Consider the following 20174-nt stretch of genomic DNA (forward strand, 5'->3'; position numbering starts at 1 on the left):
AACGAGAGACCCCCAATGAGCGAAACCAAGCACTCCCGACTGATCATCCTCGGCTCCGGCCCGGCCGGCTACACCGCCGCAGTCTACGCGGCCCGCGCCAATCTCAAGCCGACACTGATCACCGGCATCGAAGTGGGTGGCCAACTGACCACCACCACCGACGTCGACAACTGGCCAGGTGATAACGACGGCGTGCAGGGCCCGGAACTGATGCAGCGCATGCTCAAGCACGCCGAGCGCTTCGAAACCAACGTGGTCTACGACACCATCAACGAAGCCGACCTGCGCAACCGCCCCTTCCGCCTCAAGGGCGACAACGGCGAATACACCTGCGACGCCCTGATCATCGCCACCGGCGCATCCGCCATGTACCTGGGCCTGGACTCGGAAGAGAAATTCAAAGGCCAGGGCGTCTCCGCCTGCGCCACCTGCGACGGCTTCTTCTACAAGAAACAGAAAGTCGCCGTCATCGGCGGCGGCAACACCGCCGTTGAAGAGGCCCTATACCTCTCCAACATCGCCGACGAAGTCACCCTGGTACACCGCCGCGACAGCCTGCGCGCCGAAAAAATCCTGCAGGACAAACTGTTCGAAAAAGCCGAAAACGGCAACGTCAACATCGTCTGGGACCACACCCTCGACGAAGTCCTCGGCGACGGCACCGGCGTCACCGGCATGCGCATCAAAAGCATGAAAGACGGCTCAACCCAGGAACGGGACCTGGCCGGCGTCTTCATCGCCATCGGCCACAAACCCAACACCGACCTGTTCACCGGCCAACTGGACATGGAAAACGGCTACATCAAAATCCGCTCCGGCCTCGAAGGCATGGCCACCCAGAGCAGCATCTCCGGCGTCTTCGCCGCCGGCGACGTAGCCGACCACGTTTACCGTCAGGCGGTTACCTCCGCAGGCTTCGGGTGCATGGCAGCACTGGATGCGGAAAAGTTCCTGGATCAGGACTAACTGAAATCAGGGAATTTATTCAGGGAACGCTAAAGCGCGGGCAACTCCAAGGCCTGAAAAGGCAGGTGGGACCGGGTGTCTGAAACTGTGCGGAGCCATGGATGGCGGAGCCCAAGCGCCACAGGGATGTGCTTGAGCGTGTTTCAGACACCCGGTTCCATCTGCCGACATCCCCGAGGTCGAAATTTAAAGGTAACCACAAAAGCCGGACCCGCATGACTTCACTACCCTGGCTAGAACAAAACCACCTCTGGTTCCCCCCCGCCGAACAAGCCCTCGACGACCCCGACGGACTGCTCGCCCTCGGCGGAGACCTCTCCACCAAACGGCTCATACTGGCTTACCGAAGCGGCATATTCCCCTGGTTCAGTGACGACCAGCCCATCCTCTGGTGGTCTCCCAATCCCCGATGTGTGCTCTTTCCGGAAGAAATCCACGTATCCAGAAGCCTCCGGCGCACGCTGAACAGCGGTTACTTCTCTATCACCGCCGACCAGACCTTCTCCAGGGTTATCCGCCTGTGCGCCAACACCCGCGCTGAAGGCACCTGGATCACCCAGGACATGATCGACAGCTACGGCCAACTACACAAACAGGGCGTCGCCCACTCCATCGAAGCCTGGAACCCACGGGGAGAACTGGTCGGCGGAATGTACGGCCTGGCCATTGGCCGCTGTTTTTTCGGCGAATCCATGTTTTCCCTGGAAACCAACGCCTCGAAGGTCCTGATGGTCCACCTCGCCAATCAGCTCAGAGAATGGGGCTACCGCATAATGGACTGCCAGGTAGAAAGCGGTCATCTGATCAGAATGGGCGCCCGATGTATTCCCCGCAGCGAGTTTTTATCTATACTCAGGACATGCGTCGACAGTACTCCGGAACACCAGCACTGGGACTTCCAGTGGCAGTGGCCCGGGCGGGAGGTGTGAATGAGCAATCTCAGAACCCTGGTATTTTTTGCTACACCGGCCCATGAATGCAGCTATCTGCCCGATCGCGAAGCTACCACCATGTTCGTTGACCCACGGGCTCACGTTGATAAGCGGCTCTATAGCCAGCTGACTGCGCTGGGGTTCCGCCGTAGTGGCTCCCATTACTACCGCCCCCACTGTGAACACTGCAATGCCTGTGTTCCGGTCAGACTGAAAGTGGATCAGTTTCAGCCCGACCGCAGCCAGCGCAGGGTGATGAAGAAAAATGCCGACCTTGACTGCAGGATGGTCCGGGCTACCTTCTCCGAGCGGTACTACAGCCTCTATGCCCACTACATTGAGCAGCGCCACGCTGACGGGGACATGTACCCGCCATCCCGGGAGCAGTTCATGTCCTTTCTGGTGGAAGGAGCCACGGACTCCTGGTTCGTTGAAATTCTGGACGGCGACAAGCTGGTCGGTCTGGCTGCCGTGGATATGCTGGATGAAGGCTTGTCGGCCATCTACACCGTGTTTGATCCGGCTTACGAGCGCCGTAGCCTGGGAACCTTTGCGGTGCTCTGGCAGATAGAAGAGGCCAGACGGATGGGACTTCCCCACCTGTATCTGGGCTACTGGATCGAAGAATGCCGGAAGATGAACTACAAAACCTGTTTTCGCCCCATCGAAGCGCTACAGGACGGCCAGTGGCACACGATGGACGTTAACTGATTTTGCCAAATGACGATAAATCAGGCAGAATTGCGCAATTTAAAATCAAAGCAAGCCAATTTACGAGGTTTTTACTGAATGGCAAAGTCTGATGCTATTGAAATGGAAGGCGTTATTGTTGATACGCTTCCCAACACCATGTTCCGTGTTGAACTTGAAAATGGCCATGTTGTTACCGCTCATATCTCCGGCAAGATGCGCAAAAACTACATCCGCATCCTGACAGGCGACAAGGTCAAGGTAGAGCTGACCCCTTACGATCTGAGCAAGGGGCGTATTGTTTACCGCGCCCGTTAATAAATAGCTTTACGAAAGCAAAAAGCCCCGGTGCTAAACACCGGGGCTTTTTTCGTCACGTAACCAAATCCGTTTCAGTCCTCTGATCAGACCGCCTCGGCTGGCTCGTCTTCGTACTCGAAGTGCAATTCATCGTCCTTGAGATGAATATACACATCACCACCACGTTCCGACAGGCGCCCAAACAGGATCTGCTCGGCAAGAGGCCGCTTGATCTTGTCCTGGATCAGACGCGCCATCGGGCGCGCGCCCATGGTGACATCGTAGCCCTTTTCTGCCAGCCACTCCTTCGCCGCGTCATCCACATGAAGCACGACATGCTTCTCATCCAGCTGAGCCTGGAGTTCCGTGAGGAACTTGTCCACCACATGAGTAATGGTCGCCGGCTTCAGATCGCCAAACTGGATGATGCCATCCAGCCGGTTGCGGAATTCCGGCGTGAAGGTCTTGGAAATAATTTCCATACCGTCACTGCTGTGGTCCTGCTCGCTGAAGCCAATGGAACGGCGGGCCATACTCTCGGCACCGGCGTTGGTGGTCATCACCAGAATCACGTGGCGGAAGTCGGCCTTGCGTCCATTGTTGTCGGTCAGGGTGCCGTGGTCCATCACCTGCAACAGCAGATTGAAGACTTCCGGATGGGCCTTTTCGATTTCATCCAGCAACAGCACACAGTGCGGGTGCTTGCTCACGGATTCTGTCAGCAGGCCACCCTGGTCGTATCCGACATAGCCCGGAGGGGCGCCAATCAGCCTGGATACAGTATGCCGCTCCATGTATTCCGACATGTCGAAGCGCACCAGCTCGATACCCAGTACCTTGGCAAGCTGCTTGGTAACCTCGGTCTTGCCCACACCGGTGGGGCCGGCAAACAGGAAGGCACCTTCCGGTTTTTCCGGCGCCTTCAGGCCGGCACGTGCCAGCTTGATCGCCGTGGACAGGGACTCGATGGCCGGATCTTGGCCAAAGACCACCATTTTCAGGTCCCGTTCAAGATTGCGGAGCAGGTCCTTGTCGCTGGTGGACACATTCTTTGGCGGAATGCGGGCGATGTTGGCCACCACATCCTCGATTTCCGACACATCCAGGGTTTTTTTGCGCTTGCCGATGGGCAGCAGGCGCTGATGTGCGCCGGCTTCATCGATCACATCGATGGCCTTGTCCGGCAGATGACGGTCAGTGATGTAACGCTCCGACAGTTCCGCGGCCACCCGTAACGCCTGGTCGGTATACTTCAGATCGTGGTGCTTCTCAAAGTGGGACTTCAGTCCCTTTAGAATCTGATAGGTATCCTCGACGCTGGGCTCGTTGACGTCGATCTTCTGGAAGCGACGAGCGAGTGCACTGTCTTTTTCGAAAATACCCCGGAATTCCTGGAACGTGGTAGAGCCGATACAGCGGATCTCCCCCGAGCTCAGCATCGGCTTGAGCAGGTTGGAGGCATCCATGACACCACCTGAAGCGGACCCGGCACCAATGATGGTGTGGATCTCGTCAATAAACAGAATCGCATGCTTCTCTTTCTTCAGTTCAGCAAGCAGACCCTTCAGTCGTTTCTCGAAGTCACCGCGGTATTTGGTTCCGGCGAGCAGCGCTCCCAGATCCAGTGAGTAGACCACAGCGTCCGAGATAATGTCCGGTACCTGACCATCCACAATACGCTTGGCCAGGCCTTCAGCAATCGCGGTCTTACCCACGCCGGCTTCGCCCACCAACAGCGGATTGTTCTTGCGACGGCGAACCAGTATCTGCACCACTCGCTCAACCTCGTGCTCACGGCCAATCAGCGGGTCAATGCGACCCTGGCGCGCCTGCTCATTAAGATTGGTTGCGTAGCTTTCAAGCGGGCGTGACGCACCGCCCTCTTCGCCGGCTTCCTCATGAGAAGCCTGTTCATGACCTTCCTGATCCTCGGCACCCTGGACGCGGGAGATGCCATGGGAAACGAAATTTACCACGTCAATACGGGCGATGCTCTGCTTCTTGAGCACGTAGACCGCCTGGCTTTCCTGTTCACTGAAGATGGCCACCAGTACATTGGCACCGGTTACCTCTTTTTTGCCAGAGGATTGCACGTGAAAGACAGCACGCTGAAGTACGCGCTGGAATCCGAGCGTGGGTTGTGTTTCCCGCTCGCTGTCGTTGCTGGGGATCAGTGGTGTGGTTGAATCCACAAACTCTACGAGTTCTTCCTGAAGACGGGGCAGGTCTGCTCCGCAAGCTTTCAGGACGCCCACTGCCGAATCGTTATCGAGCAAAGCCAACAAAAGATGCTCGACGGTCATGAATTCATGACGCTTGTCGCGGGCACTTTTGAAAGCCGCATTCAGTGTAATTTCAAGATCTTTGCTCAGCATGGGCCACCCCAAGGTCTATCAGTCCGCACGTTCAATCTCGCAAAGGAGCGGATGCTCGCATTCCGAAGAATACTGGTTCACCTGTGCCGCCTTTGTTTCCGCGATGTCCCGGGTATAAACCCCGCATACCGCCTTTCCCTGCGTATGGACGAGCAGCATCACCTGCGTCGCCTTTTCTTCGTTCATTCCGAAGAAGGTCATCAACACATCCACGACGAAATCCATGGGTGTGTAATCGTCGTTCAGAAGCAGCACTCTGAAGCGTGCGGGACGCTTGAGAGCAGGCTTCTCGGGAGCAACACCGACGTCGTCCTGACGCCCGGGTTGTTCATCCTCTCCCTGATTTAATACTAGTAGAGAATTCTGGATAGTCCGCATGATTCTTTACCGGAAATCGGTGCCTCTTCCTAAAGATGGTTGTCTGCCGCCCGGTTTTCAAGGTGCTTGAGAGAACCTGACGTGCGCTGGTTATCATTCACGCCATGATACAGGCTCAGGCACCGGTTCAACCATACATTCCCGCTATAACTGCTATTGACTCCGAGCGAATATTGGTCAACAGTAAGATAGCAATGTAAAATATTGTAAATTGGCGTAAGGGTTTTGTAATAGAGCCCATCAAGAGCCCAATATCCGTGCAAGGCAAAACGCCCGGTCATAATAGCAATAACAAAGACACTGACAGTGAAAGAACAGGGGAGTTCATCATGCCAAGAGGCAAAGTAAAGTGGTTCAACAATGCCAAGGGTTATGGCTTCATAATCGAAGAGGGCTGCAGTGACGATCTGTTTGCTCACTTCTCTTCAGTGCAAATGGAAGGTTACAAAACTTTAAAGGCCGGCCAGCCCGTGACCTTTGAGAAAAAACCCAGTGACAAAGGGATCCACGCGGTCAACATTGTCCCTGAAGAGCAGCCGCAAAAGCAGGGTTCTTCGGAGAGCACCTCCGAAAAGAAAAAGGACCAGGGCAGTGACTATCAGGACCAGCCTCGCGCCGCTAACGCCTGACCGGTAATCCGTGAGCCGGAAAATACCGGCGCACTGCCCGATAGCCCCACTAGCCCGCAACTGCGCAAGCAGGTTGCGGCACATTGTTGTGTACCACGAAATCAGCCATTGCCTGCCTGAACTGTGCTTCGAAGCAGCGATGTTTCTGGCATACTACCCGTTTTCTCCAAACCTGAAGGTCTCACCCGGCGATGGCTACGCTGATCCTGTTTAACAAGCCTTTTCGTGTCATGTGCCAGTTTACCGACGAGAAAGGCGGCACAGACGGTAGCCGCCGCGCCACTCTGGCGGACTGGATCACCACTTCTTGTGTTTACCCTGCCGGCCGCCTGGACTTTGAATCCGAAGGGCTTTTATTACTGACCGACAACGGCCCGTTGCAGCACCGCATTGCATCTCCACGGAACAAAATGCCGAAAACCTACTGGGTTCAGGTGGAGGGGGAAATCTCAGACAAGGCATTGCAGCAACTGCGTAAGGGCGTGGAGCTGAAAGACGGCAAAACGCGCCCCGCAGAGGTCGCTGCCATGGAACCACCAGACCTCTGGCCGCGGAATCCGCCGGTCCGGCACCGGGAATCCATCCCCACCAGTTGGGTACGAATCACCATTACCGAGGGCAAGAACCGCCAGGTCCGACGCATGACGGCAGCTGTAGGCTTCCCTACCCTGCGACTGGTTCGTTATGGTATCGGGGATTGGACACTGGATGGGCTTGCGCCCGGCGAATCCCGAACAATCACAGTTCACGTTCCAAACACACGCAGGAGCTCTCGCCCATGACCTGGACGCCCCACGCCACCGTCGCTGTTGTTGTCGAAGACGATCAGGGCCGATTTCTGCTGGTGGAGGAGGTCAGTCATGGCCAGGTTGTTTTCAATCAGCCCGCAGGACACGTGGAGGAAGGCGAGAAAATAATCGATGCCGCGCTCCGGGAAACCCTGGAGGAGACCGGCTGGGAAGTGGAGCCCCAACATTTCCTCGGCGTGTACACCTACACGGCTCCGGCAAACGGCGTTACCTACCATCGCTTCTGCTTTTCAGCCAGGGCCCTTTCAAGAGTCAGCCACGAATTGGATGATGGAATCATTGCCGCCCATTGGCTGACACCGGATGAAATCAGAAAGCAGTCCGACAGGCTCCGTAGTCCGCTGGTGATGCAATGCATAGAAGATTACCGAAACGGTCGCCGCTTTCCACTGGATGTCATTGTCGAACCGCAGACGTAACCTGGCTTAAATGCTAGAATCCGCCCCTTTGAATCCGACAGACCCAGACATGACTAAAGCACCTGAAAATACCCGAGTGATTGTCGGCATGTCCGGCGGCGTGGACTCCTCCGTGGCAGCCTGGCTCCTGAAAGACCAGGGCTACCAGGTAGAAGGCCTGTTCATGAAGAACTGGGACGAGGACGACGGCACCGAATACTGCACCGCCATGACCGATCTCGCCGATGCCCAGGCAGTGGCCGACGCCATCGGTATCACCCTGCACACCGCAAGCTTTGCCGCAGAGTACTGGGACCGCGTATTCGAGCATTTTCTGTCTGAATACAAAGCCGGACGGACACCCAATCCGGATATCCTCTGCAACAAGGAAGTGAAATTCCGCGCTTTCCTCGACTACGCCATTACTCTCGGAGCTGATTTCATCGCCACCGGCCACTACACCCGCCAGCGACCACTCAACGATGGCAGCGGCAAGGCCCAACTGCTCAAGGGACTGGACCCCAACAAGGACCAGAGCTATTTTCTGCACGCGGTATCCGGCGAGCGCATTGCCCGCACCCTGTTTCCGGTGGGCGAACTGGAAAAACCGGAAGTGCGTCGCATCGCCGCCGAACAGGGTTTCATTACTCATGACAAGAAAGACTCCACCGGTATCTGTTTTATCGGCGAGCGCAAATTCCGGGACTTTCTGAAACAGTATATCCCCGCGCAGCCCGGCAACATCGAAACACCGGACGGCCGGGTCATCGGCCGCCATCAGGGGCTGATGTATCACACCATCGGCCAGCGCCAGGGCCTGGGCATCGGCGGCCTCAGCGAGTTCGGCGACGAACCGTGGTACGTGGCAGAGAAAGACCTCTCCCGCAACGTACTGGTTGCCGTTCAGGGCAAACACCATCCCCTGCTGTTTTCCCGTGGCCTGCACAGTGGCCCCGTGGACTGGATTGCTGGTGAACCACCTGCGGCAGAATTCCGCTGCAAAGCCAAAACCCGTTACCGCCAGCCTGACCAGGACTGCCTGGTAACCGCTACAGACGGCGGATTCCGGGTTATCTTCGATGACGCCCAGCGGGCCGTCACGCCCGGCCAGTCGGTGGTGTTCTACGATGGCGATGTCTGCCTGGGCGGTGGCGTTATCGAGCAGACCTGGCGGGATGGCGAAACAGAACCGGCAGTGACCACCAACAAGGCAGAGGGGGCCGGCGCATGAGCCGATCGATACATGACCAGACGCTTGCCCTGGCAGGGGTTTTCCAGGCATCAGCGCTGGTGCAGCAAGTGGCTCACTCCGGGCAATGTGCGGAATCCAGCTTTGAGACCTGCACCCGCTCCCTGTTCGCGACGCAACCGGAGACCACGCTGGACGTTTTCGGCGGTGAGCTCAAAGATCTGCGGGAGGGCCTGTCTACCCTGGCCAGCGTTCTCAGCCAGCAGAGCAAGCAACAGGATATTGAGGTGCTGCGCTACGCCCTGAACCTTATCAATATGGCGTCCAAACTCCGACGCAACAACGATATGCTGGACGTCATTGGCAGCCGCATTGACCAGGCCCGGCACACGGCCAGCCATTTCGGTTATAGCCACGGCAACCTTATCGCCAATCTGGCGTCGATTTACGCGGATACCATCAGCACCTTCCGCCAGCGCATCCAGGTTACCGGCGAGCCCACAATTCTCCAGCGTGAGGAAAACGCCGCCAAGGTGCGTGCTTTACTGCTGGCTGGCATACGCTCCGCCATACTGTGGCACCAGACTGGCGGGCGCCGCTGGCAGCTCATTTTCAACCGTCGCAAGGTCATCATGACCGCCCGGGAACTGGCCGAGAAGGCAAACCGCGCGGTTTACGACTGAATCCCAACCGCCGCTGGTGTATCATATGCGCCCCCTGTTTTTCTTTTCCGATTCTTTGATGACTTGAGAGGTTTTCGATGGAACTCAACGCCCTGACCGCCATTTCCCCGGTTGATGGACGCTATGGCAACAAAGTCAGCGTTTTCCGCGACATTTTCAGTGAGTATGGCCTGATCAGGAACCGCGTGACCGTCGAACTCCGCTGGCTTCAGAAACTGGCTGCCCACCCCGGGATCACCGAAGTACCCGCCTTCTCGGAGGAAGCCAACGAGTGTCTGGATAACATGATTTCCGGCTTCAGCCTTGCGGACGCGAAACGGATCAAGGCCATTGAGCGCACCACCAACCACGATGTGAAGGCGGTGGAATACTTCATCAAGGAAAAAATCGCCGGGGTTCCGGAACTGCACACCGTGACGGAATTCGTGCACTTTGCCTGCACCTCCGAGGATATCAATAACCTGTCCCACGCCCTGATGCTGCGCGAAGGCCTGGATCACGGCCTGCTGCCTGCCATGGACCGTGTAGTGGAACGAATGGCAGAACTGGCCCATGAGCATGCCGGTCAGCCCATGCTGTCCCGCACCCATGGCCAGACCGCATCGCCGTCGACGGTTGGCAAGGAACTGGCCAACGTGGTTTACCGCCTTCGCCGCCAGGTGAAACAGGTTCGTGCAGTGGAACTGATGGGCAAGATTAACGGTGCCGTGGGTAATTACAACGCTCACCTTTCGGCTTATCCGTCCATCGACTGGGCTGCTAATGCCAAAGAGTTTATTGAAAACCTGGGGCTTGACTGGAACCCCTACACTACCCAGATTGAGCCCCACGATTACATTGCCGAGCTCTACGACGCTATTGCCCGCTTCAACACCATCCTGATCGACCTCGACCGGGACATCTGGGGCTATATCTCCCTGGGCTATTTCAAGCAGAAAACCGTGGAAGGCGAGGTCGGCTCGTCGACCATGCCCCATAAGGTCAACCCCATCGACTTCGAGAACTCCGAAGGCAACCTGGGCATCGCCAACGCCCTGTTCAGCCATCTGTCGGCCAAGCTACCGATTTCTCGCTGGCAGCGCGACCTCACGGACTCCACCGTGCTGCGTAACCTCGGCGTGGGTTTTGCCCACAGCCTGATTGCCTATGAAGCCACCCTGAAAGGCCTGAGCAAGCTGGAAATCAATCCGTCACGACTGGACGACGACCTGAACCATGCCTGGGAAGTTCTGGCTGAACCCATCCAGACCGTGATGCGCCGCTACAACATCGAGAAACCCTACGAAAAACTCAAGGACCTGACTCGCGGCAAAGCCATGACACCGGATGTCATCAAGGCCTTTGTAAACTCGCTGGACATTCCCGATGCCGCCAAGGCGGAGCTGATGGAACTGACTCCCGGCACCTACGTCGGCAATGCCACCCAACAGGCGCGGGATATCTGAACCATGAAACTGCCCGGCGGAATGCCCGCGGAGGAATTCCTGCAGGATTACTGGCAGAAAAAGCCACTGGTGATTCGCCAGGCCTTTCCGGGCTTCGAGTGCCCGGTGTCAGCGGATGAACTGGCCGGACTGGCTTGTGAGGAAGCGGTCGAGTCCCGTATTGTGATCGAGAACGACAACGGCAAACCCTGGCAGCTGCACAATGGCCCCTTTGAACCCGAGCGCTTCAGCAAACTGCCGGCAACTCACTGGACGCTGCTGGTACAGGGCCTTGATCACTGGGTTCCGGATTTCGCGGACCTGCTGGACGAGTTCCGCTTTGTGCCCAACTGGCGGCTGGATGACATCATGGCAAGCTACGCGCCGGAAGGCGGCAGCGTGGGGCCCCACTATGACCAATACGATGTATTCCTGCTACAGGCACAGGGCCACCGCCGATGGACATTCGGCGGCCGTTGCGATCACACCTCACCCCGGGTAGACGGCACACCGTTGCGGATTCTCAGTAGCTGGGATGGCGAGGAAACCGTAACCCTGGCTCCCGGAGACATGCTCTACCTGCCACCAGGTATCGGCCACCACGGCATTGCCGAGGATGACTGCATTACCTTGTCTGTTGGTTTTCGTGCGCCGACCATTGACGATGTGCTGACAGGATTCACGGACTTTCTTTGCAGCCAGTCTGATGCCTCCGAACACCTCAATGACCCGGACCTGCAGGTTCAGGACAATCCTGGCACCATTGCCCCCGACGTTATTGACCGCCTCGATGGTGTTATCCGCGACAAGCTTACTGACAAGCGCCAGCTCGCCCTCTGGTTCGGTCAGTACGCCACGGTCCCCAAAAGTCTCGATATTGTGGTGCCAGCAGAAGAACCGGTAACACCGGGGTTGCTCGGTGAACTGATTGCAGAGGGAAACCCGTTACGCTGGAATGAAGGTTCCCGTTTCGCCTACCATGAGTTTGAGGGAGACACAGCGCTGTTCGTGGATGGCGAGCAGTTCCTGCTGCGGGGCGATGCCCAGCCTCTGGCTCCCCTGCTCTGCGCTGGTGCCAGGCTGGACATGGCAGCATTGGCCGACTATGCCGGCGACGAGGCCATCTGCGGGCTGCTGGCCAACCTCATTAATCAGGGTTCGCTGTACTTCGAGTGAGAGCGTGAGTGGAAGCGGAATGAACGTGCGGATTCGTAAATACAGCTGGCAGCTGGCACCGGCCGATATCCGGAACATACGGCAGACCGTGTTTGTGAAAGAACAGCAGGTTCCGCCAGAGCTGGAATGGGACGACACTGATGAGATTGCCGACCATTACCTGGTAGTACTGCCCGACAACACACCTGTCGGGGTTGGCCGTATGTTCTCAACCCTCGAGGAAACCGCCCACATCGGACGCATGGCGATTCTTCCCGCCCATCGTGGCAAAGGTATCGGAGAGCGCTTGTTGCGGCACCTGGTGTCTGAGGCAGCAGACCAGTTCAGTGAACTCCGGCTTTCCGCACAAGAGCACGCCATCCCCTTCTACCAGCGCTCAGGCTTCCATGTCTGCTCAGACCTCTACGATGATGCCGGCATTCCCCATGTGGACATGCGCTGCCTGGCCCCGAAACTGGCCAATAAAGCATACGATACTCGTCAGCCACCCATCCTGACCCCAATGCTGTTAGGCAAAGATCGTGATGCCTGGTTGTTTGACAGCGAACGCACGATGACCGAACTGATGGACTCCGTCGCCGGCCAGGCTCGCCAGAGGATCTGGCTGTACGACCGCCTGCTGGACCACGATCTCTATGATCGCCTGCGCTTTCGGGAGTTGATCTCCACCCTGGCGCGCCGGCACCGGCTCAGCGAAGTGCGCCTGCTCATACACGATGACAAACCCCTGGTGAAACACCGGCATCAGATTGTGGAACTGATGCGTCGTCTGCCCAGCCGCATTGAACTGAGGCTGATCAACGAGGACTACCCGGTGGAGGACCGGCCGTTCCTGCTGGCCGACCGGGAAGGCCTGGTTTACCGACATGATTTTTACAAGCCGGAAGGTTTTGCGAATTTTGCCGACAGTGGCCGGGTGAAGCTGTTTGCGGAATCTTTCCAGCGCATGTGGGACGCCGGCAAGAACTCATTGGAGTTGCGCGAACTACCGCTCTGAGTGGTGAACGCCGGGAACATCGGCTGATTCGAACTGTGCCCCGAACGGAGCGAATTCCGCATCCACTTCTTCCGCCACTTCCGCGACCAGCTTCCTCAGCCACTGGTGATCGGTGTTGTGCTGCAACAAAGGACTCCAGGCCATTTTGAGCTCGAACGGCGGGATCTCGAAGGGTGGTACCTTAACCACCAGATTGGGATTATCCTTCTGCAGCCAGGCAGCCCTCGAAGGTAATGTGGCAATCAGGTCGTGCTGTTCCGCCAGCAGCATCGCCACCTGATAATGCCGGGTAAACACTGAAATCTGCCGTTTGCGCCCCATCAACGAAAGTGCCTCGTCAACCCAGCCCAAACGCTGGACATCCTTCGGGTTTACCCCTACCCCAACGCCGAAACCGGTCTTGCTGACCCAGATATGGCTGGCATCAAGATAGGTGTCCAGCGTGAACGGCTCCTTCAGGATGGGATTGCGGGCGTTCATCAGGCAGGCGAAATACTCCGTCCACAGGGTTTTCTGGTGGAAGGATTGCGGGATCTTGTCAAAGCGGTTGATGGCCATATCCAACCTACCCTGCTCCACATCCAGGAAACTGACGTCGCTGGGAGTCAGTACGTCCAGGGTAACGTGGGGCGCTTCCTGACGAATCCGCCGCAACACCCTTGGCATCAGGCAGGATTCCGCATAGTCACTGGCCATTATGCGGAATACCCGCTGACTTTCCATGGCAGCAAAGGCGGTCTTCTCATGAACGGCCTGCTCGATATCAGAGAGGATACCCCGCACTAACGGCTGAAGTTCTGTCGCACGTTCCGTCGCAGTCATACCCTCACTGGTTCTGACCAGCAATGGATCACCAAACAGGTCCCTCAGGCGCCGAAGACCATTACTCATGGCTGGCTGGGTTATCCCCAGATGGGTGGCGGCTTTGGTGACGTTCCGCTCCCGCAACAGCACATCAAGATAGACAAGCAGATTCAGATCGACCCGGGAAATATCCATACACACGATCACAGCAGTAGTTTATTCACAGAAATAATGGGCCTAAGGATATCAATTCACCAAAATGATAGAAAGCCCATATTGTTCACATTTCAAAACGGAATCATGCCCGGTTTTCTGCTAGTCTTTCGAGTACTTGCTGGAATTCTTCGGTTTGTTCGCACCACCGGAGGCCCCAGTGCACGTCCATACGCCGGAGCTTTTGCAATAGAATGGATACCACAATGATTGTGCTGCTATTGGCAGCTATCGTTTTCATTTCGATCGTCATTATTGTGGCCAGTCAGATGCGGGAACGGGCCCGTATTGAGCGCGCGCGTAAAATCACCGCTCTTGAGGACAGTTATAATCGGGCCAACCGTCTGCTTTCCGAGATTCCCGGCCAATACCTCACCTCGGATCTCAAGTTACTGTTGATCAAGCGTATGGAGGAAACCTGCAAGGATCTCAAGGCGCTGAAATCCGACCAGCCCGTCGGTGAGTGGCTCAGTGCTGCCCAACAGCTGAAAAAGAAGGTGATGGACAATGAAGACCGGCGTCCTCCCATCAAGATTGATTCGCCCGAAAAGTCCAGCTATGTCAAAGAGCTGCTGCAAAATCTTTTCAAAATGATTGAAGCAATGCACAAGGCCGGCAAGATCGACAGCGCCACCGCCAAGAAAAACCTCAGATTCGTATTGTTCCTGGTGCACAAGACCCACGCTGACCTGCATGTGTTCCAGGCCCGCGATTATGTGAAGCAGAACCAGATTCGCAAGGCGATTCACGCCTATCATTTGGCCAGCACCGAAATGGGTAAATCCAGGGACAACCCCATGGCCATGAAAGCAGTCAAGAGTTTCCGCACCCGCATCAAGGAGCTGGAAGCCATGAAGGATGACACGTCACAGGGCAGCAGCACCGAGAGCCAGTCGCGCCTGGACCGGGAATGGGACACCTTCCTCCACGATGACGAATGGCGCAAAAAGGCCGATTACGACGATTGATAGCAGCCTGGTAGCTCATCACCATCATGCGAACCGCTGACAAACAGGGATTGTGGATATACTGTGACAACTCCATTCAAAAAGCGGCTCTCCTACCGCCTGACCCGGGACACCGTTTTAATTGCAATGGTGCTGGGGCTGATACTCAACATCGTTCAGGTCACCCTTGATTATTTCAGCGCCCGGGATTCCATGGAGCAGGAAATTCGCGCGCTGATCGAAATAAGCCACAGCCCCGCCTCACAGATTGCCTATAACATCGATATACGTCTGGCGGAGGAATTGCTGGACGGGCTGCTCCGCCATCCTGCCACCATTGATGCCCGCATAATCGATAACAACGACCAGACTATGGCCGCCGCCAGCCAGAGCAGCCCTGATTCGCGCTACCGCTGGATCAGTGACCTGCTATTCGGCGACAGCCGTGCTTTCAGCCAGGAACTGATGGTGCCGCAGTTGAGTGATCTTTCTCTTGGCCACCTGACGGTCACCATCGACACTTACCATTACGGCCTGCTGTTTCTGCAAAGGGCCGGATACACTGTGGTAAGCGGACTACTCAAAAGCCTGGTTCTGACAGCGGCTCTGCTCGCCATTTTCTATTTCGTACTGACCCGCCCCATGCTCAATGTCATCGGTGCGCTGAGCCGGGTTCGGGCGGAATCCCCGGAAAAAGTCCGGCTACCTGTGCCCGCCAATCATCGTGAAGATGAAATCGGCCAGATGGTGGGGATCATCAACCTGCATCTGGAAACCATGGACGCCAGTCTCGAGCAATTGCGGCAGGCAGAGAGCGCCATAAAAAATTACTCAACCCAGCTGGAACAGGAGGTTGACGACCGCACGCGGGAGATCTCGGAGAAGAACGAAGCCCTCCAGCGGGGTAATCGCGCACTGGTTCGAGCGAAGGAAGATGCCGTCCGCAGGGCCCGGTCCCGGGCCAACTTTCTGGCCAGTATGAGCCACGAAATTCGCACTCCGCTGAATGGAGTGCTTGGCATGCTTGGTCTCGCTCTGGAAGGTGACCTGGAACCGGCACAGCGCAACCGCCTGGAAATCGCGCTTAACGCAGGGCAAAGCCTGCTCGGACTGCTGAACGATATCCTCGACATTTCCAAGGTGGAAGCTGGCAAGCTCAGCCTTGAGAACATTCCTTTCAGCGTCCGCAATCTGATAGAGGAATGCGCGACGCTGCACTCCCAACAGGCTCGCCGCAAGAACATAGACGTGGTGACCGATATTGAATGCGATCTTCCCGAATCGTTTCTCGGTGATCCCACGCGCACCCGTCAGGTTCTTAATAACCTGTTAAGTAATGCCATCAAGTTTACCGAGAAGGGCAGCGTCCGCATTCGTGCAACCCGTTTCAACGGTAACCTTCGCATTGATGTAATTGATACCGGCATTGGCATGTCCAAGGAAGGGTTGCATCGGATTTTTTCACCGTTTTCCCAGGCCGATGCCGAAACCACCCGGCTGTATGGCGGAACCGGACTCGGCCTGGCCCTCTGCCGCCAGCTGGTGGAGCGCATGCATGGCCAGATTCTGGTGGATTCTGAAGAGGGTCGGGGCACGCACTTTACCGTGAACCTGCCGCTACCGGTGCATGATCAAAATGACTCCGGGATTACACCAGCAGATATCCCGGCCATTGTCAGAACGTCAGGCGTGGATATGAGCATACCCCAGAGCCATCCCCACCGCCTGCCCATCGAGAGCCAGCTCAGAGCCTGGAGTATTCCTGTGCGCGATGCCGCTCGCAACGGTGGAGGTATCCTGATGGGGGCAGCCGACAGGGAAGACAGTTCCGGCCCACAGATAGCGGCCCAGTGGTCAGGAATCGGCGTTATTCTGGTCGATCGCAACGGCACCGCGGTGGCAGCTGGCGATCAACAGATTCTGTCAATGCCACTGAGGCGGGACCAGTTGTTCCGCACGCTTTGCGCGGCCGCAGGCCTGAAGCAGATAAAGAAGGGCCATGATACGAATGCGGGAAAAGCATCAGCCGTTACCAGGTCACTGAACCTTTTGCTGGTGGAAGACAACCAGGTCAACCAGGTGGTTGCCAGCAGCATGCTCCGGAAGCTGGGCCACAAGGTCACCCTGGCGGAAAACGGAAAGCGGGCACTGGAGGCTCTGACCTCAGGAGAATTCGATGTTGTGCTGATGGATTGCCAGATGCCGGTGATGGACGGTTATGAGGCCACACGTTCAATCAGGGAAAACCCCGCCTGGCGGGATTTACCGGTTATCGCCGTTACCGCCAACGTCATGCAGGGTGATCGGGACGATTGCCTGGAATCCGGGATGAACGATTACATTACCAAACCCTACAACCGTGCCGATCTCAAATCGGTTATCGACCGCTGGGCTCCCCCAGAGCCTCGAGAAGGCTGAGCACAGAACGTAACTCCTCACGGAGCGCCACAATGCGCTCCTGATCAATACCCGTCCCACACAACAACCTCTCCGGGATCTCCATGGCCTTGCTGCGCATGGCATTTCCCTGCCCGGTAGGGGCTACTGTTACCACCCTCTCATCGGACGTATCCCGCTGACGGGTAACCAGACCCCGTTCAGCCAGCCGTTTCAGCAACGGCGTCAGAGTGCCGGAATCCAGGCGCAACCGCTTACCCAGATCAGACACCCGTACGGTGCGTCCCTCCTGATCAGCCTCCCACAACACCAACATGACTAGATACTGGGGATAGGTCAGGTTGAGCTCAGCCAATAGTGGACGATACCTGGCAGTGACGGCCCGGTTGACGGCATAGAGTGCAAAACACAGCTGGTTGTCTAGTGCCAGCCTCTCGTCTTCGGATGTCATGGCCTAAAGCAGCTTCTCGATGTCAGCGCGAATGGCAGACGGTTTGGTCGTTGGCGGATAACGATTGACAACCTCACCATCGCGGTTCACCAGAAATTTGGTGAAGTTCCATTTCACCGCTTCTGATCCCAACAGACCCTTGGCATTGTGCTTGAGATACTCAAACAACGGATGAGCGTTTGGCCCGTTGACCTCAATCTTGGCAAACATCGGGAAATCCACGCCGTAGTTCAGGCTACAAAACTCGCTGATGGCCTTATCGTCTGCCGGGTCCTGATTCCGAAACTGGTTGCAGGGAAAGCCCAGTACTTCAAGGCCTTTCTCTTTCAGATCTGCATAAAGCGATTGCAGCCCTTCGAACTGAGGGGTAAACCCGCACTTGCTGGCCGTATTGACGACGAGCATTACCTTACCCCGGAACTCGTCAAGGGACCTTTCTTTCCCACGAATGTCGGTTGCGGTAAAGTCATACACGCTTTGGTTGCTCATGATCCTGCTCCTTTGTATTTCATCCTATTATATTGTGCACAATTTGTTTTACAACTTAATCAGGCTGTATGTCGCATGCAGTTCATGGAATTTGTGAGCATTGAGCGTTAAATCTGCGCTTCTGTGCCACAATTCATCACAATTGGCCTGTTGCCGCCGGCCTTTGCTCCGCTAGAATACAGGCTTGTATCTTTTTTACTGAGGAATAACCGGGCTTATGCAGAACTATCTCAAATCCGCCAAGCTGGATAACGTGTGTTACGAGATACGTGGTGTGGTTCTGCGCGAGGCCCGTCGCCTGGAGGAAGAGGGCCATCGGGTTCTCAAGCTGAATATCGGCAACCCTGCTGCTTTCGAGCTCGATGTACCCGAGGAAATCCAGCAGGACGTTATCTACAACATGCACATGGCCCAGGGTTACGTGGAATCCAAAGGGCTCTTCTCTGCCCGCAAGGCGGTAATGCACTACTGCCAGCAACGGGGCATCGACAAAGTGGATATCGACGATATCTTCCTCGGCAATGGTGTCAGCGAGATGATCGTGATGTCCATGCAAGCGATGCTGAATACCGGCGATGAGGTACTGATTCCGGCGCCCGACTACCCGCTTTGGACGGCCGCCGTAACTCTCTCCAGTGGCAAGCCGGTGCACTACCATTGCGACGAGCAGCAGGACTGGTTCCCGGACATCGACGATATCCGCAAGAAGATCACCCGTCGCACCCGGGCCATTGTTCTGATCAACCCCAACAACCCGACAGGCGCCGTCTACTCCCGCGAATTATTGGAGCAGGTGGTGGAACTGGCGCGACAGCACAACCTGATCGTGCTGTCGGACGAGATCTACGACAAGATCCTCTACGATGGTACCGAGCATATCCCCACCGCATCACTGGCTGATGACGTGCTGTTTTTTACCTATAACGGACTGTCCAAGAACTACCGCGCTGCCGGCTACCGTTCAGGCTGGATGATCATCAGCGGTGCCAAGCACCGGGCCCGGGACCTGATCGAGGGCATCGAGATGCTCTCCAATATGCGCCTGTGCGCCAATGTACCGGCCCAGCTAGCAATCCAGACAGCCCTGGGCGGCTACCAGTCCATCGACGACCTGGTGGCACCGGGGGGCCGCCTGTTCGAGCAGCGGGAGACTGCCTGGAACCTGCTCAATGATATTCCCGGGGTCAGTTGCGTGAAGCCCAAGGGCGCGCTGTACCTGTTCCCGAAGTTGGATCCAAAACGCTTCCCAATCGTCAATGACGAAAAGCTGGTGCTGGATCTGCTCTTGCAGGAACGCATACTGCTGGTTCAGGGTTCGGCCTTCAATATTGACGACAAACAGCACCTGCGCGTGGTGTTCCTGCCCCGGGAAGATACCCTGGAAGACGCCATGAAGCGCCTGGCACACTTTCTGTCGTCCTATCAGGTGTAACAGAGGGTTTATGGCGGATATTCATATTGAAGAGTTCTACAAGGACGCAGCCATCGCCCTGGTACAGCTCTACAATGCCTTCCCTCGAAGGATCAACCTGTTCGTGGAGGATATCGCCGGTTCCGACGAGCCGGATGAATTCGGCCTGCACAGCAAACGCCACATGGCGTGTTTCGGTACTCTGCTGTGGCTGTCTGAAGAAGGCCTGTTGCGTTTCGTTGACACCATTCGCCAGGAAGCGCTGGATCAGGCAGTGCTTACCCAGCAGGCTTTTGTGCGTATGAGTTCGCCGGCAAGCCCACACCTGCAACACGAAGCTGCGGCAGAGGAAAGCCAGGACCTGCCGCCGGCCATCAGGGAAGATTTCTCCACTCACATCCATTTGCTCCGTACCGCCCTTCGAAGCGGAAGCTCCGCAAAAATCAGCCGGGTCATGCAGGCGACATTTTTCCGCGATATAGCGAATCATTAAATTGGTGTAAACCAGTTGAACAT

Annotated in this window: 21 protein-coding genes; 16 read left to right on the forward strand and 5 right to left on the reverse strand. The window is 56.6% G+C overall.

What is annotated here, in order from left to right:
* Positions 1-15 precede the first annotated feature (15 nt).
* The 4 genes from trxB (at position 16) to infA (ending at position 2906) form a co-directional block, all read left to right on the forward strand.
* A complete protein-coding gene (gene trxB, locus M8010_RS17635; RefSeq protein WP_250094025.1) occupies positions 16-966 on the forward strand; it encodes a thioredoxin-disulfide reductase in 951 nt (316 codons plus the stop codon).
* 215 nt (positions 967-1181) lie between these two features.
* Positions 1182-1895, forward strand: a complete 714-nt coding sequence (aat, locus tag M8010_RS17640) for a leucyl/phenylalanyl-tRNA--protein transferase (RefSeq protein WP_250094098.1) — start codon at positions 1182-1184, stop codon at positions 1893-1895.
* Positions 1896-2609 carry an arginyltransferase gene (locus M8010_RS17645; protein ID WP_250094026.1) on the forward strand — a complete coding sequence of 238 codons (714 nt, stop codon included), beginning with the start codon at positions 1896-1898 and terminating at the stop codon, positions 2607-2609.
* A gap of 78 nt (positions 2610-2687) precedes the next feature.
* A complete protein-coding gene (infA, locus tag M8010_RS17650; protein WP_114613076.1) occupies positions 2688-2906 on the forward strand; it encodes a translation initiation factor IF-1 in 219 nt (72 codons plus the stop codon).
* 86 nt (positions 2907-2992) lie between these two features.
* On the opposite strand, the gene clpA is transcribed toward infA, so the two are convergent.
* The gene (clpA, locus tag M8010_RS17655) at positions 2993-5263 is read right to left on the reverse strand and encodes an ATP-dependent Clp protease ATP-binding subunit ClpA (RefSeq protein WP_250094027.1); all 2271 of its coding nucleotides are present in this window, start codon (positions 5261-5263) and stop codon (positions 2993-2995) included.
* A gap of 18 nt (positions 5264-5281) precedes the next feature.
* Positions 5282-5641, reverse strand: coding sequence for an ATP-dependent Clp protease adapter ClpS (gene clpS, locus M8010_RS17660; protein WP_250094028.1), 360 nt, complete (start codon positions 5639-5641; stop codon positions 5282-5284).
* A gap of 329 nt (positions 5642-5970) precedes the next feature.
* Between clpS and M8010_RS19985 the strand changes: the two genes are divergently transcribed.
* The 8 genes from M8010_RS19985 to M8010_RS17700 all read left to right on the forward strand — a co-directional run bounded on the left by M8010_RS19985 (position 5971) and on the right by M8010_RS17700 (position 12946).
* Positions 5971-6270: a cold shock domain-containing protein gene (locus M8010_RS19985; protein ID WP_284048198.1), complete on the forward strand. Its 300-nt coding sequence runs from the start codon at positions 5971-5973 to the stop codon at positions 6268-6270.
* Positions 6271-6461: 191 nt separating this feature from the next.
* Positions 6462-7052 carry a pseudouridine synthase gene (locus M8010_RS17670; protein WP_250094029.1) on the forward strand — a complete coding sequence of 197 codons (591 nt, stop codon included), beginning with the start codon at positions 6462-6464 and terminating at the stop codon, positions 7050-7052.
* The gene (locus M8010_RS17675; protein WP_250094030.1) at positions 7049-7498 is read left to right on the forward strand and encodes an NUDIX hydrolase; all 450 of its coding nucleotides are present in this window, start codon (positions 7049-7051) and stop codon (positions 7496-7498) included. The genes M8010_RS17670 and M8010_RS17675 overlap by 4 nt, the downstream gene beginning before the upstream one ends.
* 49 nt (positions 7499-7547) lie before the next feature.
* Positions 7548-8708 (forward strand): tRNA 2-thiouridine(34) synthase MnmA, encoded by a 1161-nt coding sequence (gene mnmA, locus M8010_RS17680; protein WP_250094031.1) that lies wholly within the window; start codon positions 7548-7550, stop codon positions 8706-8708.
* Positions 8705-9349, forward strand: a complete 645-nt coding sequence (hflD, locus tag M8010_RS17685) for a high frequency lysogenization protein HflD (protein WP_250094032.1) — start codon at positions 8705-8707, stop codon at positions 9347-9349. Before mnmA ends, hflD begins: the two co-directional genes overlap by 4 nt.
* 77 nt (positions 9350-9426) lie before the next feature.
* The gene (purB, locus tag M8010_RS17690; RefSeq protein ID WP_250094033.1) at positions 9427-10794 is read left to right on the forward strand and encodes an adenylosuccinate lyase; all 1368 of its coding nucleotides are present in this window, start codon (positions 9427-9429) and stop codon (positions 10792-10794) included.
* A 3-nt stretch (positions 10795-10797) separates the two neighbouring features.
* Positions 10798-11949 (forward strand): cupin domain-containing protein, encoded by a 1152-nt coding sequence (locus tag M8010_RS17695; protein WP_250094034.1) that lies wholly within the window; start codon positions 10798-10800, stop codon positions 11947-11949.
* Positions 11950-11968: 19 nt separating this feature from the next.
* The gene (locus M8010_RS17700; RefSeq protein WP_250094035.1) at positions 11969-12946 is read left to right on the forward strand and encodes a GNAT family N-acetyltransferase; all 978 of its coding nucleotides are present in this window, start codon (positions 11969-11971) and stop codon (positions 12944-12946) included.
* Here the strand turns inward: M8010_RS17700 and M8010_RS17705 are convergent.
* Positions 12935-13945: a LysR family transcriptional regulator gene (locus M8010_RS17705; RefSeq protein ID WP_250094036.1), complete on the reverse strand. Its 1011-nt coding sequence runs from the start codon at positions 13943-13945 to the stop codon at positions 12935-12937. The two genes, M8010_RS17700 and M8010_RS17705, sit on opposite strands and share 12 nt — an antisense overlap.
* A 212-nt stretch (positions 13946-14157) precedes the next feature.
* Here M8010_RS17705 and M8010_RS17710 point away from each other — a divergent pair, with 212 nt between their 5' ends.
* Together M8010_RS17710 and M8010_RS17715 are read left to right on the forward strand one after the other, a co-directional pair.
* Positions 14158-14931 carry a hypothetical protein gene (locus M8010_RS17710; protein WP_250094037.1) on the forward strand — a complete coding sequence of 258 codons (774 nt, stop codon included), beginning with the start codon at positions 14158-14160 and terminating at the stop codon, positions 14929-14931.
* 126 nt (positions 14932-15057) lie between these two features.
* A complete protein-coding gene (locus M8010_RS17715; protein WP_284048199.1) occupies positions 15058-17328 on the forward strand; it encodes an ATP-binding protein in 2271 nt (756 codons plus the stop codon).
* On the opposite strand, the gene M8010_RS17720 is transcribed toward M8010_RS17715, so the two are convergent.
* Positions 17288-17758, reverse strand: coding sequence for a MarR family winged helix-turn-helix transcriptional regulator (locus M8010_RS17720; protein ID WP_250094039.1), 471 nt, complete (start codon positions 17756-17758; stop codon positions 17288-17290). The two genes, M8010_RS17715 and M8010_RS17720, sit on opposite strands and share 41 nt — an antisense overlap.
* 3 nt (positions 17759-17761) lie before the next feature.
* The gene (locus M8010_RS17725) at positions 17762-18247 is read right to left on the reverse strand and encodes a glutathione peroxidase (protein WP_250094040.1); all 486 of its coding nucleotides are present in this window, start codon (positions 18245-18247) and stop codon (positions 17762-17764) included.
* 217 nt (positions 18248-18464) lie between these two features.
* Here M8010_RS17725 and M8010_RS17730 point away from each other — a divergent pair, with 217 nt between their 5' ends.
* Positions 18465-19679, forward strand: coding sequence for a pyridoxal phosphate-dependent aminotransferase (locus tag M8010_RS17730; RefSeq protein WP_250094041.1), 1215 nt, complete (start codon positions 18465-18467; stop codon positions 19677-19679).
* A 10-nt stretch (positions 19680-19689) separates the two neighbouring features.
* Positions 19690-20151, forward strand: a complete 462-nt coding sequence (locus tag M8010_RS17735) for a hypothetical protein (protein WP_250094042.1) — start codon at positions 19690-19692, stop codon at positions 20149-20151.
* Positions 20152-20174 lie beyond the last annotated feature (23 nt).

It is taken from the genome of Marinobacter sp. ATCH36, assembly GCF_023555055.1.
GTDB lineage: Bacteria > Pseudomonadota > Gammaproteobacteria > Pseudomonadales > Oleiphilaceae > Marinobacter.

Coding starts and splice junctions, on each gene's coding strand:
- trxB (WP_250094025.1), top strand. CDS start 16: ATGAGCGAAACCAAGCACTCCCGACTGATCATCCTCGGCTCCGGCCCG.
- aat (WP_250094098.1), top strand. CDS start 1,182: ATGACTTCACTACCCTGGCTAGAACAAAACCACCTCTGGTTCCCCCCC.
- M8010_RS17645 (WP_250094026.1), top strand. CDS start 1,896: ATGAGCAATCTCAGAACCCTGGTATTTTTTGCTACACCGGCCCATGAA.
- infA (WP_114613076.1), top strand. CDS start 2,688: ATGGCAAAGTCTGATGCTATTGAAATGGAAGGCGTTATTGTTGATACG.
- clpA (WP_250094027.1), bottom strand. CDS start 5,263: ATGCTGAGCAAAGATCTTGAAATTACACTGAATGCGGCTTTCAAAAGT.
- clpS (WP_250094028.1), bottom strand. CDS start 5,641: ATGCGGACTATCCAGAATTCTCTACTAGTATTAAATCAGGGAGAGGAT.
- M8010_RS19985 (WP_284048198.1), top strand. CDS start 5,971: ATGCCAAGAGGCAAAGTAAAGTGGTTCAACAATGCCAAGGGTTATGGC.
- M8010_RS17670 (WP_250094029.1), top strand. CDS start 6,462: ATGGCTACGCTGATCCTGTTTAACAAGCCTTTTCGTGTCATGTGCCAG.
- M8010_RS17675 (WP_250094030.1), top strand. CDS start 7,049: ATGACCTGGACGCCCCACGCCACCGTCGCTGTTGTTGTCGAAGACGAT.
- mnmA (WP_250094031.1), top strand. CDS start 7,548: ATGACTAAAGCACCTGAAAATACCCGAGTGATTGTCGGCATGTCCGGC.
- hflD (WP_250094032.1), top strand. CDS start 8,705: ATGAGCCGATCGATACATGACCAGACGCTTGCCCTGGCAGGGGTTTTC.
- purB (WP_250094033.1), top strand. CDS start 9,427: ATGGAACTCAACGCCCTGACCGCCATTTCCCCGGTTGATGGACGCTAT.
- M8010_RS17695 (WP_250094034.1), top strand. CDS start 10,798: ATGAAACTGCCCGGCGGAATGCCCGCGGAGGAATTCCTGCAGGATTAC.
- M8010_RS17700 (WP_250094035.1), top strand. CDS start 11,969: ATGAACGTGCGGATTCGTAAATACAGCTGGCAGCTGGCACCGGCCGAT.
- M8010_RS17705 (WP_250094036.1), bottom strand. CDS start 13,945: ATGGATATTTCCCGGGTCGATCTGAATCTGCTTGTCTATCTTGATGTG.
- M8010_RS17710 (WP_250094037.1), top strand. CDS start 14,158: ATGGATACCACAATGATTGTGCTGCTATTGGCAGCTATCGTTTTCATT.
- M8010_RS17715 (WP_284048199.1), top strand. CDS start 15,058: ATGGTGCTGGGGCTGATACTCAACATCGTTCAGGTCACCCTTGATTAT.
- M8010_RS17720 (WP_250094039.1), bottom strand. CDS start 17,758: ATGACATCCGAAGACGAGAGGCTGGCACTAGACAACCAGCTGTGTTTT.
- M8010_RS17725 (WP_250094040.1), bottom strand. CDS start 18,247: ATGAGCAACCAAAGCGTGTATGACTTTACCGCAACCGACATTCGTGGG.
- M8010_RS17730 (WP_250094041.1), top strand. CDS start 18,465: ATGCAGAACTATCTCAAATCCGCCAAGCTGGATAACGTGTGTTACGAG.
- M8010_RS17735 (WP_250094042.1), top strand. CDS start 19,690: ATGGCGGATATTCATATTGAAGAGTTCTACAAGGACGCAGCCATCGCC.